Raw genomic sequence first — 14257 nt, 5'->3', positions numbered from 1 at the left:
AACCTTTCTTCTATATAGTGTAACAAATCTATAGAAACTTAACTAAGTTGTGTCCATGAAACTATACTAGCATCATAACATTGATCTCCTTTAAGTTGAGTTAACATAAAACCTTTGTCTCATCCATATAAATACTACTTATTCACAATCAATTCAAAGTCTAGTACAGCTGTCCAACCACAAAGTAAAGCGAACAGTGCTAGAACTGTTCGCTCTTATCTATCTGTTATGGTGCAAACGGAAAGTATGTGAAAGTAACGACAAAAAGTGCAAATGCTCCGAAACATAGATAAATAAGACTGAATAATATATCCAAACTAATTAATCCCCATTTTTGCCACGACTGTTTCTTTATCGCGGCATTGATCCAGCGGTAATTAATCATACCAAGTAAATAAAGTGCTAGAACAATAAAACAAGGTACGACCCAAGATCCAACAGGCTCTGAAGTTTCTACACTTCGTTCTACAAAGAACCCCGATTGGAGTTTAATTATTTGACTAACAACAATAAAAATGACGGCCATTATTCCCCCAATTCCACCAAGCCATTTCTTTTCTTGTTTTGTCGTACCAATTAACAAACACCCACCAACCGTAGCAAATATAACAAATATAAAAAAATCGATCGTGACCATCCCCCTTCACTTTTCTCAAACTACCCTATTCAAGACTACTACTTTGTTTTAAATTTTAACACTAATTCCCATTTTAAGTTAATAAAATAAAAATGGTTCAGATATCGTGAAACTATTCTGCAAATTATTCCGTATTATTACATGTTGAAAATTCTATGAAAGTGAGGAAAGTAAATGGCTGTATTAACAGTGAAAAACCTAAAAAAATCATTTGGAACTATTCATGCTGTTCAGGACATCAACTTTTCAGTAATAGCTGGAGAAGTATTTACGATCATTGGTCCAAATGGAGCAGGAAAAACAACCACTCTTGAAATGATTGAAGGATTGGTTACACCGGATCATGGAGAGATACACTTTGGTGAGTTGAACTGGGATCAGCACGCAAAAACGATTAAAAAGAAAATTGGTGTACAGCCCCAGTCAAGTGCCATGTTTGACTTATTAACCCCTGAAGAAAACCTGAACCTTTTTGCTACTTTTTATGACAAGGCCCGCCCTACTGAGGAAATTCTAGAACTCGTTAATCTTACTGATCACCGCAATAATCATGTAAAAAAACTATCTGGAGGTCAGCGCCAACGACTTGCCATTGGCCTCGCGATGATTAGTGACCCTGACATCATCTTCCTCGATGAACCGACAACAGGACTTGATCCTCAAGCAAGGCGAAACATCTGGGACATTGTCCTCCAGCTAAAAGCATTAGGAAAAACGACCATCTTAACAACCCACTATATGGAAGAAGCTGAAAAGTTGAGTGATCGAGTTTGTATCGTAGATCAAGGAAAAGTCATCACCGTGGATACACCATCTGCCCTTATTGAAAAATTAACAGAAGAACGCGAAGTACGATTATCATTTCTTGACGGAGTAGAAGCTGCAGAAGAAGCTAATCTATTTTCTAGAAATCTTGAATCCGTTGCCCGTACAGAACGCGAGGAAACATCACTAAAACTTTGGACATCAAACCCTGAGGATACATTGTATGACTTATTTGGATTTACAAAGGAAAAGAACTATCAGGTAGAACAAGTCTCGATCCGTGAAATGAGTTTGGAAGATGTGTTTATTGCCTTCACTGGTAAGGAATGGAGGGATTAAGTTGAAACAGTTTAAGCAAATGTTCTTGGCTCAATTAAAACTGACGTTTCGAGAAAAACAAGCATGGTTTTGGGGTATTTTCTTCCCAGTTATCCTGATGGTCATCTTTATGTCCATTTTTAGCGGCAGTTCAGATAGTGAGTTTTCTGCAGAAGTAGCGATCGTAAACGAAAATCCAAATGCCACTTCTGAAATGCTCCTTAAACAAATTAACAAAATTCCTGTACTTGAAATAGAATCTAGCAAACCTGTCAGTCGAGAGGAAGCAGAGGAAATGGTAAAAGATCAGGATGTAAATGCAGCCATCGTTTTACCAGAATCAGAAGATGACACTTCTATCGTTCTTATTGTTAACAAAGAAGACGAACAAGGAGTAACTACACAAGCCCTTTCAGGCACACTTAATCATTTTGTCCAACAAGCCAATCTCTATGCTGTGGGTGCAGCACCTACATATGAATTACAATTTGAGTCGATCTCATCCGGCGATACAGAATTAAGCTATACAGACTTTCTTCTTACTGGAATGATTGCCCTAGCCATCGCTCAAGGCGGAATGTTCGGCATGGTTGACTTAGTAGAAATGCGCCGAAAAGGGTTGATCAAAAGGTTACGAATGACTCCTGCAAATATGAACCTCTTTGGATTAAGTGACATGATCATGCGCTTGCTATTTAGCGTCATTCAAATTATTTTATTATCTCTTATAGGTGTACTCATATTTGGGGCAAATCTATTCATTAACTTTCCGAGTCTTCTTGTCGTCTTCTTATTAGGGGCTTTATCTTTTAATGCATTAGGATACTTCTTTTCTTCCTTCAGTAAAACGACAGAAGCTTATATGGGTGTGGCCAATATTACCAGCTTTCTCATGTTGTTTTTGAGCGGAGTGTTCTTCCCGGTTGAAACAATGCCGTCATGGCTTCAGCCCATATCAAATATTCTTCCCCTCACCTATTTTGTAGAAGGCTTAAGAGAAAGTATGGTTTATTCAACTAGTGTCTTTTCGACAACACTTTGGAGTGGAATTGGGATTATGGTCTTATGGGGTGTCATTACCTTTATGATTGGATCATGGTTATACAAAAGAAAATCAATTGTAGCAACGAGGTAAGCATTTGTATATGAACAAAAAATGGGGCTGTCCCAAAAGGCCGAACAGAGGTGGTATTGGCTCCGTTCGCTCCGCGGCTTGAGAGGAGAACCCACTCCTCTCAAGGCTTTTAAAAGATGAAGCGACTCCGCTCATTGCTTCGGGGGTGTCTCAAAAGGTCAAAAACAGACATTTTGAGACACCCCTTCTCCTAAATCGTCATTCACCCTTCATCCAAACGCTTACCTCCGGACAATTCCTTTGTGGACTTACGGATCACTAACTCTGGCGGCAGCATAATGCGTTGCTTGTTTCCTAATTCCCCATTAATTTCACTAATCAATATATCGACAATCTGTTTACCTATTTGTTCAATTGGTTGAGCAATGGTTGTTAATGGTGGATCGCAAATCGTTGCTAGTAATGTATTATCAAATCCAATGACAGAGAAATCGTTTGGGATATCTAGCTGGAATGATCTTGCCGCCCGAGATACTCCTATTGCTAAAATTTCATTTCCTGCAAAAATGGCCGTAGGAGGTTCTTTCAAAGACAATAATTCTTCGGTTGCCTGTTTACCTCCTGTCACTGTTGGTTCTACTTCCCGGATGAGTGTGTCATCAACAGAAAAGCCCATTTCAATCATTGCATCAACATACCCTTTTATTCTCTCATGACTGCTTCGAACATTTTTCTCAGCAATCATTGCTATTTTTTTATGGCCAAGAGAACCAAGATAAGCGGTAGCTTTATATCCACCTTTGTAATCGTCAACAGAAACGGTATTCAAATTAAGAGAAGGGATATCCTGACTAGTTAATGCAACTGGGATCCCTTGCTTCACCATATTTTCAATTAAACCGACTTGCTTAAAACGGGATGCTAGTATACAGCCATCCACTTTTTTTCTCAATAGTAAGGAGATGTATTTCGCTTCTTTCTCTTCACTATCATTCGTACTGCATATAACTACACTGAAGCCACGTTCATGAGCACGTTCTTCCATACTAGCTGTAATTTCTGCGAAAAAAGGATTAGTTAAATCCGGAATTAATACCCCTATTGTTTCCGTCCTCTTCCCTGTCAGAGCAGAAGCGAGAACGCTAGGTTGATAGTTTAATTCTTCCATAATCTTCAAAACTTTTTTTCTTGTTTCTTTTCCAATTCGTCCATTTTTATTAATTACTTTCGATACAGTTGCAATAGATACTCCTGCCTTCTTCGCAACATCATAGATAGTTGGTTGCATAATAATTTACCTTTCCGAGTCTGATACCTCCATTCAATACAACCATAGCGGTACCAGCATTTCTTCTACTTCGTTATGTTAAAGAATCATAATTTTAAAGTTTAGACATAATACTCCTACCTTAATTATACACATACATGAAAACGATTTCAAGGTGCTTGCTAATGCTAACACCAAACCTTTAATTTATGTACAATCAATGAAATTCCCTGGCGTTGTACTTATCTAACAGTAGCTCTTGAACAAAATGAATGCATTCAGGAGATAAAGTAGACCTTTCAGGATGAATGATATCCCCATATGGCCTGCCGCCAACAAATTTAACCTCTCCTTCAAAATCTTTTCCAGAAACGTGATCGTATCCAGAGAATTTCACAAACGTTGTTTTATGTTCAGTATTTCTAAAGTCAATTACTCTTAGTACGTGCTGTTGTTCCATAATGAATCCTCCAATTGCTTCTTATAAATTATAGTCCCTTTATCAATTAGGATACTTTTTAATGTCCCAACTGACATAGGTAGAGATAAAATTTATTTTCGTATCTCCCCATTTATGCCTCGAGACAGTCGCTCTTTAATTCAGTAGCTCATTCAACATGTTTCCCCATTACTATTTTATAATTACACTTGCCTTGTGTCACTCCCCCGGTCAACTGTCGTTACTAATTCAATATCACTCAGGTTTCATTAGTATTAATTTAAGGAAAATACAAAAAAACCTAGCTATCATCAGCTAGATTTTTCAAACCGTTAACACCTTAGGAGACCCAACCAGTCTAACATCACCCTTATTAAACTTTTCTTATAGAAATCAATGCTTCTGAGAGGGAACTGTGATGTTTGTCCGTTCCGTAGGTTCATAGAAATTCCTTTCAGTAAATTTACTCTCACTTACTCAAAAATTTCATCCATACAGCACGATACACTTAATTGCTTCACATCTAACATCGCTTGCTCATTCATCCATGGATTTGTTTCCCGTACTAATCGTGGTTAAATTGGATTCTTGCCCCATCCCTCTAACAACTGTTAGCTTGTTTGGTCTTTCGTTAATGATCTTACTTCTTAACGGAACCAACGTAGATGGTTGAGCCTCCTAGTGTGTTAACTGTTGTATTTCTTGTTATCTCTTTCTAATGTAATTATACCATAATGATTAAATTGAAATGTGTGAATATTCTTTGAATTATCTTCAAGCTTTTGTAATTTCCCACCTATCATCATTGTAAACTATTCAACATCAACGATAAAATTAAGGAAAGAGGGTTGAGGGGGCGTTCCTATGGAGATGTTCGGCATGATACTTGGCGGGGTTGGGCTTTTTCTACTCGGAATGCATTTAATGACCGAGGGGTTAAAGGCAGTAGCAGGAAACGCATTAAAAGATTTATTGAGAAAATTTACGGGAGGGACCTTTTCTTCCGTTTTATCAGGAGCATTTATTACAGCTTTAATTCAGTCCTCAAGTGCTACGACCTTTATGACGATTGGATTTGTAAGTGCCGGTTTGTTAACCTTTAGTCAGTCGATTGGTGTCATTATTGGAGCTAATGTGGAGAGCACTAGTACGGGATGGATTGTTTCTGCTATTGGGTTTCAAATTAAGATGTCTGTACTAGCTTTGCCCCTGATAGGCGTTGGGGTATTATTGAAGTTTTTATTTAAAAATAAGTTTGAAGCTCACGGTATAGCATTAGCTGGGTTTGGCTTGTTGTTTCTAGGTTGTCCTGCAAAGTGGGATGGGTAACTTACCGGCTTTTATAGATTTTCATAATTTTAGTGGAGACCAGTGGTGGTGGACGATTGTTTTAGTTATTGTTGGAATCATTTTGACGGTCGTATTGCAATCCTCTAGCGCTGCAGTGGTAACGACTCTTACAGCGTTGCATACTGGGGCGATCGATTTTCATCAAGCCGCCATTTTGGTTATTGGACAAAATGTAGGGACAACTGTAAAGGCCTTTTTAGCCGCAATGGGTGGAACAATCGCGGCTAAACGAACGGCAACGGCTCATATTTTGTTCAATTTAATAACAGGGATTGTTGCCTTGCTTTTCCTGCATTGGTTGTTACAAATCGTCTCGCTAATTACAGAAGAATTGCATATTACGGATCTAGCAGTCGCATTAGCTATTTTTCATACATTATTTAATATGATTGGTGTCGTCGTAGTCTTAAGCATTCTTCCTTGGTTTAAGATATTGATCAAACGAATTGTTCCAGATCAAGATGAGAATTATCATCAGTTTTTAGATCCAACTGTTGCATCTGTTGGACCCATTGGAATAGAGGCATCTAGAAGAGCAATGATACAAATTCTATCTTCTATTTCTGTAAAAGCCCAAAACTTACTACTCGAGAAAAACGCTGTAGACTTTAATAAGGAAGAAAAGGGATTACAAGAGGTGCAAGAGTTTTTAACGGCGATTGCCAACCCTAATACTCACCAGCAATACGAAGAACATGTCGGAATGATTCATAGTTTAGATCACGGAGAGAGACTGATCAGAGCTTTAAAGGAATCAGAGGATTATATGGATGCTGTAAAAACGGATCAGAGGGTAAATGAATTAGTAGGACAACTAGCAGATATTTTTGAAGAAACCATTGATAATATCGAAAAAAACAATTGGGATCATTTATTAGAAGTAACAGAGCATCATTCTTTTGCAATTGCAGAGCTGCGAAAACAGGACCGTTAGAAGCTATTCGAATCTACCGTCACCGATCAAACAAACATTCAATCGGTAATAAAAATTGTACAACGATTCACTGGATAGATCGTCTCGCTTATCATTTATGGAGAGCCGTACTTCATTTAAAAAGCCAAGAAGAGATGAAGTTGATGAAGCGAAAAAATGAGTAATCGACTAATTACCTCCCTTCCCTTCCAACAATTGTTGCTCATGACTAGCACTAATATGCTAAAGATAATAAGGCAACATGATTTTCATTTAAATTACCCAGGGGAGGTTTGATTATGACGAAAAATAGTAATAAAAGCGGTGGTACGAAACAGAAAAAAGGAAGCAGACCTAAGCATAAAACAAGTGGCAGTGCAAATGGACGAAATAGCTACCACTAATATATAACATAAAGTGTCTGTCCCTTCGAATTGATTAGGGACAGACACTTTTTTACTCCTCAGTTACTCGATTTCTAAATGCCTCTTTTGTAACCAAGTATCCATCTTCTTCAATATTATTTTTCGGCTTCTTCATTTCACTACCTTTTGGAAATGCACCGGGATGACTTTTTCTCTTATGATTAAAGCTTTTTCCAGTTGCCAATGCGATACCCCCTTTTAAAGTTATTCTTAGTTAGTTTTTTCATATTTGTTGTAGTTATGCATGGTTATCGTACTAAGCAGCTTTTCATAAGGAGAAGATTGGAATCAACGTTCAATAAATTTTTCATTCAAACCGTATAATCTTTCTGAATGCGCATATTATATAAATGTCGCTTCGCTGGGCTATAGCCAAGCGGTAAGGCAACGGACTTTGACTCCGTCATGCGTAGGTTCGAATCCTGCTAGCCCAGCCATATTCTTTTCATAAAAAAATCCCACAGGAGCTTTTTTTAACCTAGCATAATCCCCTCACCCAATACACAGTGCATCTAAATAATGAAATTAGCAAAAACATACAAAATTACGATACTAATGACAATCGTTATGTTAGATATAGTAGCAACTAGACGAGTAGTGCTATATTTAAATTCGACCGCAAATACTAAGGCAGATGCTGCAACAGGTAGTAACAGACCAATCATGATTGTATATCGAAACATTTGATCGTATGGAAGGATAAAATACAAAGCTACACCAACAATCAAACCTAAGCTATAACGAAAAGTTAAATAATTCAATATAGGTTTTATAAATTGTTTTTCAACTTTAAAATTTAAATAAAGTCCCAATAGTAACAAAGATAAAGGAATATTGGCTGCTGATATTGTACTTGCTACATGAATCAATGTATCAGGCAATTGAACATTACTAAAATTTAATGCACTCGCAATAATATAGGTCATTAAAGGGATAGACTTGCCAAGCTTCTTAAATATATCTAATGGCTTAAGACGTAGCCCTTCTTTTGAAAAATAACTTCCGAAAATATAGGCGAGTCCAAAGACAATAAATGATGTTCCAACATCAAACATACTAAAATACGTTAACCCCTCCATTCCCCACATTGCATAAACGAGAGGAAATGCAAATAATCCAACATTAAATCCGGAGAGCATTAGAAAAGAGCCTTTCAGTTCTCTTTCCTCATTTTTAAAAACTAACAAACCGAGAAACACTGTAATTAAACCAAAAATGAAAACGATAAATGGTAAAAAAATTAAAGTAGTATCGATATCTACTGAATGAAATGTAACAACCACTAAAGCAGGAAGGGTAATTTTAAAAATAATTTTCGAGATAACTTCCCCATCTTTTTCTTGTAAAATATTGAAACGCTTTAATAGGTATCCAAGACCAATAATTAAAATAATATAAAGAAATTCCTGGTTCATAAAAACATACGCTCCTCAGAGTATTTGTATTTGCGTAAGAAAGAGTTTGAGTAAAAAAGCTACACTCCTCCACTATAGCTTGAAATACAAAAAAATTCATATGATTAAGACTACGAACCAGAATTATAAATGTTTGGAAATATAAATTTGGGCCTCCTCAGCGGTTTTATCACTGAAATCTATGTACCTTTGGTGAACGTCTATTATTTCAATGATTGCTTCTTGTACTAACTCTTTATTTTCCCATTCACGCAGGTTTTGTACAACTTTTTCTAAACAACCTTCTTTATAACTAATTTGACCAAGTACATGAATGATCATATTTCGCACCCTTTTTTACGGTTTCAAATTGAGCCTCTTTCAGTATTGGCAACACTTCCTCAGGGTGGGTCCTCCCTCTTAACTCAATACCATGAATGACTTCTCTTCGAATTTCTGGATCGGGGTGATGTAAATATTTTTTTGAAATAGACAGGACCGGTTTTGGATTGACCTTTCCCATTTTTTTGAACGAACCAATCACTGCATTTCGAACAGAATGATGTTCATCGAATAAAGCCTTTTCAAAAAAAGCCATCACACTACTTGCATCTTTTTTCCCTATTTCCCCAAGCGCATTAACGATTGTCTGTCTAATCTTCTCTTCGTCATGTGCCAACAACTTTTCCGCTATTTGAAGAACCGCTTCTTGCAAAGGTGGATTGGAATGATACAGACGCCCTATAATCAGATAAGCATTTTTTCGAATGTATGTATCTTGATCTGCCGCATATTGAAGTAGATAATCAACTTTATTTTGTTTTACATCGTCAGTAATATTGCCTTCCATCGTTTTGTAGACATGGACTCTTTCTTCTTTTGAGAGATCATAATATCCCATATGCTTCTCCTTTATCATACAGTCCTATTTCTTTTGACGGTATAAATCCATAGATTTATATCCTTGTGATAAGACTTCAACCATTTGTTCTTTGCGCTTTTCACGGGTTTTTTCTTGCTTAGCAGAAAAAATAAAACGAGCCCAATCTCTTCGATAACCCGGTGTGAGATTTTTGAAAAAACTAAGCTCAGTTGGATAATCAGCTAGTAGTTTTTCAACATCTGGTACATGACCTTCATAATCTGCAACGCACTGGCTTGTAGCCGATGATTTTTTTTCCTTCTTTTTCTCACGCTTTAATCCAACGACAGTGAAGATGTCATCCATGCTAACCATACGTGAAAACTTCAAATCGCTGTTTTCTACATATCCATCTTCCCCTACTTGCATCGCTGGAAAAATTTCATCTCTGTGAACATAGGTAGTAAATCTTTTGTTGCCTTTTTTCGGGTAAGCAAAAAATACGTATCCTTTTTCAAGTAAGCACCGATCTTGGATGATCCGTTGAGTATGCTCAACCATTTCGTTAACTGTTTCTACGAAGACAAAAATCGCATCATGATCTTTGGATAATGTCGTCTTGAACTCATTGAATAAATCATAGTCATGCGGTTGATTAATAACGGCCATGTTTGAGTACTTATTGAGCTTTAATTTATTTATAATTGTCATTGGAAAGGCTCCTTTTTAAAATAGTCCTTAGTTAATACGGCTATACGAGCTTTTCTTAGTACATTGCAATTTCATTGTGATTCTTTCATGCCGATATCAAGGTCTTTTTAATTATTATAGTGTTTTTTTCTTCCTTGTAGTAGTAGTTCTATTTCTCATTATGTCCCGTTACTCCCCGTATATTTTTCCTTACTTGCCATAACGCCTCGAACACTCGCGACTTTGGTGCTAGTAAGACAAAAAAGCTGCGATTTCAAAGTGAAATCAGCAGCTTATTCTAATTCTTATTCTTTATTTCGCGGAAGTAATCTTATGATCTTCTCTCACTGTAACTAAACTAGATACTAGCTTCAAAATACCATTCCCTTGAAAGCGTCGGCTATAACTCAATGAAACCGTTCTTTTAATAAGCTGAGCGTAAAGTTCCGGCTCTGATAACGGACAATCGAACTCTTTCTCGCTCTGTTCAATAATAAGCGCGGCCGCTCCCGATATATGCGGCGCTGCCATCGATGTTCCTGATAATACCGCAAATTCATTGTTAAGATAGGTAGAAAGAATCTCTTCACCTGGGGCAACTAAATCAATCTTACAATTGGTATTACTAAATTTAGAAATCTCTCCTCGTAAATTCACCGACCCGACTTGTACTACTTCTGGATAGGCCCCCGGATAGGCATACTCATCTGTTTCATCTTTTCCATCCCCATCATTACCCGCAGCACAAACAACAAGGATATCCTGCTTTATTGCTTCTTGAATGGCCTGATGCAATTCAGTGCTATCTTCTCTACCTCCTAATGACATAGAGATAACGCGTACTCGTTCACCATTTCCCCCCCGCCAATTTGTTGCATATCGAACACCGTCAGTAACCCATCTAGTATCTCCAAACCCTTGTCCTGACAATACTTTCAAGACAAGAAGCTTTGCTTTTGGTGCTACACCGATGACACCCGCCTCATTCTCAGCAGCACAGATCGTTCCACAAACATGAGTACCATGGCCGTTATAGTCTTCAAAAATGGTTCTATCACCGTTGTCATCTGTTGTAAAATTATACCCATCAATGATTTGATCTTTTAGTTCAAAATGATCGGAATCACAACCTGTGTCCAGAACAGCAATGACAATTCCTTCACCAGAATACCCTTGCTTCCAAACAGAAGGAGCCTCAATTAACTCTATCCCTGGTGGTATAACTTTTGTATCTTTCATGACAGTTTGAACAGTATAAGGGATTAAACTTACTTTACTCAATGTGATTCCCCCTTTTCAAATAATGGCGACATATATTCCATTTACCCTCATTACGCCACTACAAATATAAACATTTTGTATCATTTTAAATATTCATGCATCATTCGACTAAACTCGTATTATAATAAACGATGAGAAGGTTTTCATTTTGTATAGACGGTTCCTTAAGGGAAGCGTCTTTTCTTTTTGGACTTTTTTCTGAGTTCTTTCACATTTTTTAATCCGAGAGTGATGGAAGAGAAAACTGTGGCAGCAAGCACTGACAATTTTAGAAAAAGCTCCAGCCACTCCAACACGACTATCACCTCCTTGTTTACAAAACAAGCCCTACGCAGTAATTAGATGACTGGCAAGGCTTGTTCGAGGTAATTCATAAAGTGGCTTAGTACTTCAGGATAATTATGGAATATATGTCAATTATGATTGTACCATGATCAGAGGCGTCAAGGTGTAAAAATACGAATATTCGTTCGTTTATACTGGTTAGATTTCTATCCTAAAATCATTACTTATTACTTAATCCCTAGGTCAAGCAACTCTATTAAATAGAAGAGGGATAAATGGATTAGAGTTTTGACAGAGGTCGACTTAATGGATTTTAAGATTAATAAGGTTCAAGATTACCTCTCAAAATTGACCAGTATCTCCTGATCTCACAAAAAGTATAGAGGGCACTTAAAAGGTAAAAGTCGTCCTTTTTTAGTGCCCTCTAATATCCAATATTTTTTTAATACTCTGACTTACCTAGATATGAAATAAAAGGTCAATCAATCTTAACCACTTCAAAGTCAGAAGATAATAAGTTCATGTCATCTAAATCCCAGTGAAAAATTAAAATAGCAGATTGATCAGATTTGTACGAAAGTAGTCGTTCTCCATTCTTTATAACCAAACTTTCCGCGTTCCAAAACGAAACAGTTCTATCTTCCCCCGTTCGATTACACACAAATATAGGTACCCCTGTATCAATGGACCTTTGTTCCCACTCACCATTCGGTCCGTGTAAACCTGGCCCCCAAGACGCAGGAGCAACTAAAACTTCTGCCCCTTTTGTTACTAATATATCTGCAATATTTTTTGTGTAAGCATCTGCACATATTAACACTCCAACTTTTATATCCCCTAAATCTATCGGTTCAATGAATCCACCTGATGTAGACCAATTATCTACCCTTGCAATTTTATGTTGTTTTCCAAGCAATTCACCATTTTGATTAATAACAAAAACTGAATTGTATAATTGGTTGTTCTGTTTTTCCGCACAACCTAAAAATACAGTTGTTTTTAACGACTTAACCTTTTGATAAAAATCCTTCATCCATTTATCTGGTTGGTGGTTAATCCAATCAGTCCCAATGATATGAGTAAATTGTAATCCACTAGTAGCTAATTCTGGTGTAATAATCCAATCCAACCCTCTTTTTGCTGCTTGGTTAACTGCTTTTTCTATTAGGTTTTGATTATATGTAATATCGCCAGCAATTGGTAATAAGTGCAATAAAGCAACCTTTACTTCCCTCATGAAATTCCTCCCACTTCATCCTCGTACTTTTATACCTTAGATCATACTACTAAACTTTTAGAACTTTGTGTGAATTTCCTTCATTTATTTAGGTAGAATTATCTTTATAGTGCTTCCTAAGAATGCCTTAAGACAACCCAAAAAGGGAGTCCGTTTAAATGAATTGGTCTCCCTTTTGCTTACTTTTTTTAGTTTTCAATTAAAACAATCAACTGATACATATACGTCTTTACTTCACCACCTCAATTTTAAAAGATGCAGGAGCAGGTGCCTCCGCTATTAATTCAGATAAAGACTTACAATCATATTGAAGATCTAACGTTACTTTCGCCAACTCACTTTGAACTCTCTGATTATTTGGAGTTCTACTGATCCACATTAACAGTTGCTCTAGTTCTTCCGCCTCATAAAAACGTGAAACATAAGCTAATAGCTGAGCATATTGCAACATATTTCCACTACCTAAAGGATTAAAGAAATCCCGTAAGTTATCAGAGCCTAACTGAATGGTCACTCCTGCCTTAGCCAAATCTTTTACTCTTGTCAGAGAACGGGTAGCAATAGCCGTCGGGCATGTTGTTACTGTCATACCAGATTCTGCCACAGCTTCAATCGTTTCCTGGGCGGTCTTATCATCCACATTGGTTAAGGAACAACAATGAATGGCTGTCACCTTATCTTTTAGCTCTCTTTCCTTCGTAACTTGTGCTAAATAGGGTAAATGAAAGTCATCAACTCTACCTGTTTCATCCGTATGAAATTCAATCCAATCAACATCATATACCTCAGCTAAGCTCATAATTTTATCTATATGTTCTTTTCCTTTTTTATCCATACTTGTGTGACCACCAATTCCAGATACACCCATTTCCAAAGCCTCTTTTAGCATATACTCTGTTTCAGGGAATCGGTCAAACCCTTCTTGATTAAAAGCAACTAGGTCAAGAACGAGGCGGTCTTTCCATTCCTCCTTCAATTCTAAAAGAGCCTCTAATGCTCTTAACTCAAACAATGGATCAATATCAACATGTGTACGGACATAGGTAGTTCCGTAATAATACATCTTTTCAATTGCTTTAGTTGCTGATTCTTTTATTTCAAATATAGTCATTTCTTTCTTTGCTTTCCTCGTCCACTCAGCCCTTTTAGGTGCTGGGGCATCAGCGTACTTTCTAGGTGGAATCAAAAATCCTTTATCAATATGTGCGTGGTAGTTCTTCCATCCTGAATAGTTCATTGAATCCCTCCTCGTATTATATCTTTAAGAGCTCTCATTTAGAGATTTCCAGTTGATCCGGATTAACAAGAACCCTTTAAAT

At 37.0% G+C, this 14257-nt stretch carries 15 protein-coding genes and 1 tRNA gene; 5 read left to right on the top strand and 11 right to left on the bottom strand.

Annotated features, from left to right (window positions below; genetic code table 11):
* Positions 1 to 226: 226 nt before the first annotated feature.
* Positions 227 to 637 carry a hypothetical protein gene (locus tag SAY88_RS23465; RefSeq protein WP_332634764.1) on the bottom strand — a complete coding sequence of 137 codons (411 nt, stop codon included), beginning with the start codon at positions 635 to 637 and terminating at the stop codon, positions 227 to 229.
* Positions 638 to 811: 174 nt separating this feature from the next.
* Between SAY88_RS23465 and SAY88_RS23460 the strand changes: the two genes are divergently transcribed.
* Together SAY88_RS23460 and SAY88_RS23455 are read left to right on the top strand one after the other, a co-directional pair.
* Positions 812 to 1741, top strand: coding sequence for an ABC transporter ATP-binding protein (locus tag SAY88_RS23460; RefSeq protein WP_332634763.1), 930 nt, complete (start codon positions 812 to 814; stop codon positions 1739 to 1741).
* A gap of 1 nt (position 1742) precedes the next feature.
* Complete coding sequence (locus SAY88_RS23455) at positions 1743 to 2855, top strand: ABC transporter permease (RefSeq protein WP_332634762.1); 1113 nt, start codon at positions 1743 to 1745, stop codon at positions 2853 to 2855.
* A gap of 202 nt (positions 2856 to 3057) precedes the next feature.
* Here the strand turns inward: SAY88_RS23455 and SAY88_RS23450 are convergent, their stop codons facing one another.
* Together SAY88_RS23450 and SAY88_RS23445 are read right to left on the bottom strand one after the other, a co-directional pair.
* Positions 3058 to 4083: a LacI family DNA-binding transcriptional regulator gene (locus SAY88_RS23450; RefSeq protein WP_332634761.1), complete on the bottom strand. Its 1026-nt coding sequence runs from the start codon at positions 4081 to 4083 to the stop codon at positions 3058 to 3060.
* 196 nt (positions 4084 to 4279) lie between these two features.
* Positions 4280 to 4522, bottom strand: coding sequence for a hypothetical protein (locus SAY88_RS23445; RefSeq protein ID WP_332634759.1), 243 nt, complete (start codon positions 4520 to 4522; stop codon positions 4280 to 4282).
* An 843-nt stretch (positions 4523 to 5365) separates the two neighbouring features.
* On the opposite strand from SAY88_RS23445, the gene SAY88_RS23440 reads away from it, so the two are divergent.
* Positions 5366 to 5830 carry a Na/Pi symporter gene (locus tag SAY88_RS23440; protein ID WP_332634758.1) on the top strand — a complete coding sequence of 155 codons (465 nt, stop codon included), beginning with the start codon at positions 5366 to 5368 and terminating at the stop codon, positions 5828 to 5830.
* Positions 5823 to 6785, top strand: a complete 963-nt coding sequence (locus SAY88_RS23435) for a Na/Pi symporter (RefSeq protein WP_332634757.1) — start codon at positions 5823 to 5825, stop codon at positions 6783 to 6785. The genes SAY88_RS23440 and SAY88_RS23435 overlap by 8 nt, the downstream gene beginning before the upstream one ends.
* Positions 6786 to 7220: 435 nt before the next feature.
* Here the strand turns inward: SAY88_RS23435 and SAY88_RS23430 are convergent, their stop codons facing one another.
* Positions 7221 to 7373, bottom strand: coding sequence for a hypothetical protein (locus SAY88_RS23430; protein WP_250094592.1), 153 nt, complete (start codon positions 7371 to 7373; stop codon positions 7221 to 7223).
* A 178-nt stretch (positions 7374 to 7551) separates the two neighbouring features.
* On the opposite strand from SAY88_RS23430, the gene SAY88_RS23425 reads away from it, so the two are divergent.
* Positions 7552 to 7626: transfer RNA gene (locus tag SAY88_RS23425), tRNA-Gln, on the top strand.
* Between the two features lie 75 nt (positions 7627 to 7701).
* Here SAY88_RS23425 and SAY88_RS23420 read toward each other — a convergent pair.
* From SAY88_RS23420 to SAY88_RS23390, 7 genes are all read right to left on the bottom strand, one after another.
* Positions 7702 to 8604, bottom strand: a complete 903-nt coding sequence (locus SAY88_RS23420; RefSeq protein WP_332634755.1) for an AEC family transporter — start codon at positions 8602 to 8604, stop codon at positions 7702 to 7704.
* Positions 8605 to 8727: 123 nt separating this feature from the next.
* A complete protein-coding gene (locus SAY88_RS23415) occupies positions 8728 to 8925 on the bottom strand; it encodes a hypothetical protein (protein ID WP_332634753.1) in 198 nt (65 codons plus the stop codon).
* Entirely contained in the window at positions 8897 to 9484 is a 588-nt protein-coding gene (locus tag SAY88_RS23410) for a HEAT repeat domain-containing protein (protein ID WP_332634752.1), read from the bottom strand. Before SAY88_RS23410 ends, SAY88_RS23415 begins: the two co-directional genes overlap by 29 nt.
* 24 nt (positions 9485 to 9508) lie before the next feature.
* The gene (locus SAY88_RS23405) at positions 9509 to 10156 is read right to left on the bottom strand and encodes a YdeI/OmpD-associated family protein (RefSeq protein WP_332634751.1); all 648 of its coding nucleotides are present in this window, start codon (positions 10154 to 10156) and stop codon (positions 9509 to 9511) included.
* 291 nt (positions 10157 to 10447) lie between these two features.
* Positions 10448 to 11374 (bottom strand): S8 family peptidase, encoded by a 927-nt coding sequence (locus tag SAY88_RS23400; RefSeq protein ID WP_332634765.1) that lies wholly within the window; start codon positions 11372 to 11374, stop codon positions 10448 to 10450.
* 805 nt (positions 11375 to 12179) lie between these two features.
* Positions 12180 to 12938, bottom strand: a complete 759-nt coding sequence (locus SAY88_RS23395) for a carbon-nitrogen hydrolase family protein (RefSeq protein ID WP_332634750.1) — start codon at positions 12936 to 12938, stop codon at positions 12180 to 12182.
* A 229-nt stretch (positions 12939 to 13167) separates the two neighbouring features.
* Positions 13168 to 14175, bottom strand: a complete 1008-nt coding sequence (locus tag SAY88_RS23390; RefSeq protein ID WP_332634748.1) for an amidohydrolase family protein — start codon at positions 14173 to 14175, stop codon at positions 13168 to 13170.
* Positions 14176 to 14257: the final 82 nt, after the last annotated feature.

Origin of the sequence: Halalkalibacter flavus, assembly GCF_036663575.1 — a bacterium.
Classification (GTDB): domain Bacteria; phylum Bacillota; class Bacilli; order Bacillales; family Bacillaceae_D; genus Halalkalibacter; species Halalkalibacter flavus.
The sequence above is the reverse complement of the archived record's forward strand: the minus strand, read 5'-3'. Positions and strand labels throughout refer to the sequence as shown.

Excerpts from the sequence above, each read along its gene's own strand:
- SAY88_RS23465 (WP_332634764.1), bottom strand. The coding sequence starts at position 637 with ATGGTCACGATCGATTTTTTTATATTTGTTATATTTGCTACGGTTGGT.
- SAY88_RS23460 (WP_332634763.1), top strand. The coding sequence starts at position 812 with ATGGCTGTATTAACAGTGAAAAACCTAAAAAAATCATTTGGAACTATT.
- SAY88_RS23450 (WP_332634761.1), bottom strand. The coding sequence starts at position 4,083 with ATGCAACCAACTATCTATGATGTTGCGAAGAAGGCAGGAGTATCTATT.
- SAY88_RS23445 (WP_332634759.1), bottom strand. The coding sequence starts at position 4,522 with ATGGAACAACAGCACGTACTAAGAGTAATTGACTTTAGAAATACTGAA.
- SAY88_RS23440 (WP_332634758.1), top strand. The coding sequence starts at position 5,366 with ATGGAGATGTTCGGCATGATACTTGGCGGGGTTGGGCTTTTTCTACTC.
- SAY88_RS23435 (WP_332634757.1), top strand. The coding sequence starts at position 5,823 with ATGGGTAACTTACCGGCTTTTATAGATTTTCATAATTTTAGTGGAGAC.
- SAY88_RS23420 (WP_332634755.1), bottom strand. The coding sequence starts at position 8,604 with ATGAACCAGGAATTTCTTTATATTATTTTAATTATTGGTCTTGGATAC.
- SAY88_RS23415 (WP_332634753.1), bottom strand. The coding sequence starts at position 8,925 with ATGATCATTCATGTACTTGGTCAAATTAGTTATAAAGAAGGTTGTTTA.
- SAY88_RS23410 (WP_332634752.1), bottom strand. The coding sequence starts at position 9,484 with ATGGGATATTATGATCTCTCAAAAGAAGAAAGAGTCCATGTCTACAAA.
- SAY88_RS23405 (WP_332634751.1), bottom strand. The coding sequence starts at position 10,156 with ATGACAATTATAAATAAATTAAAGCTCAATAAGTACTCAAACATGGCC.
- SAY88_RS23400 (WP_332634765.1), bottom strand. The coding sequence starts at position 11,374 with ATGAAAGATACAAAAGTTATACCACCAGGGATAGAGTTAATTGAGGCT.
- SAY88_RS23395 (WP_332634750.1), bottom strand. The coding sequence starts at position 12,938 with ATGAGGGAAGTAAAGGTTGCTTTATTGCACTTATTACCAATTGCTGGC.
- SAY88_RS23390 (WP_332634748.1), bottom strand. The coding sequence starts at position 14,175 with ATGAACTATTCAGGATGGAAGAACTACCACGCACATATTGATAAAGGA.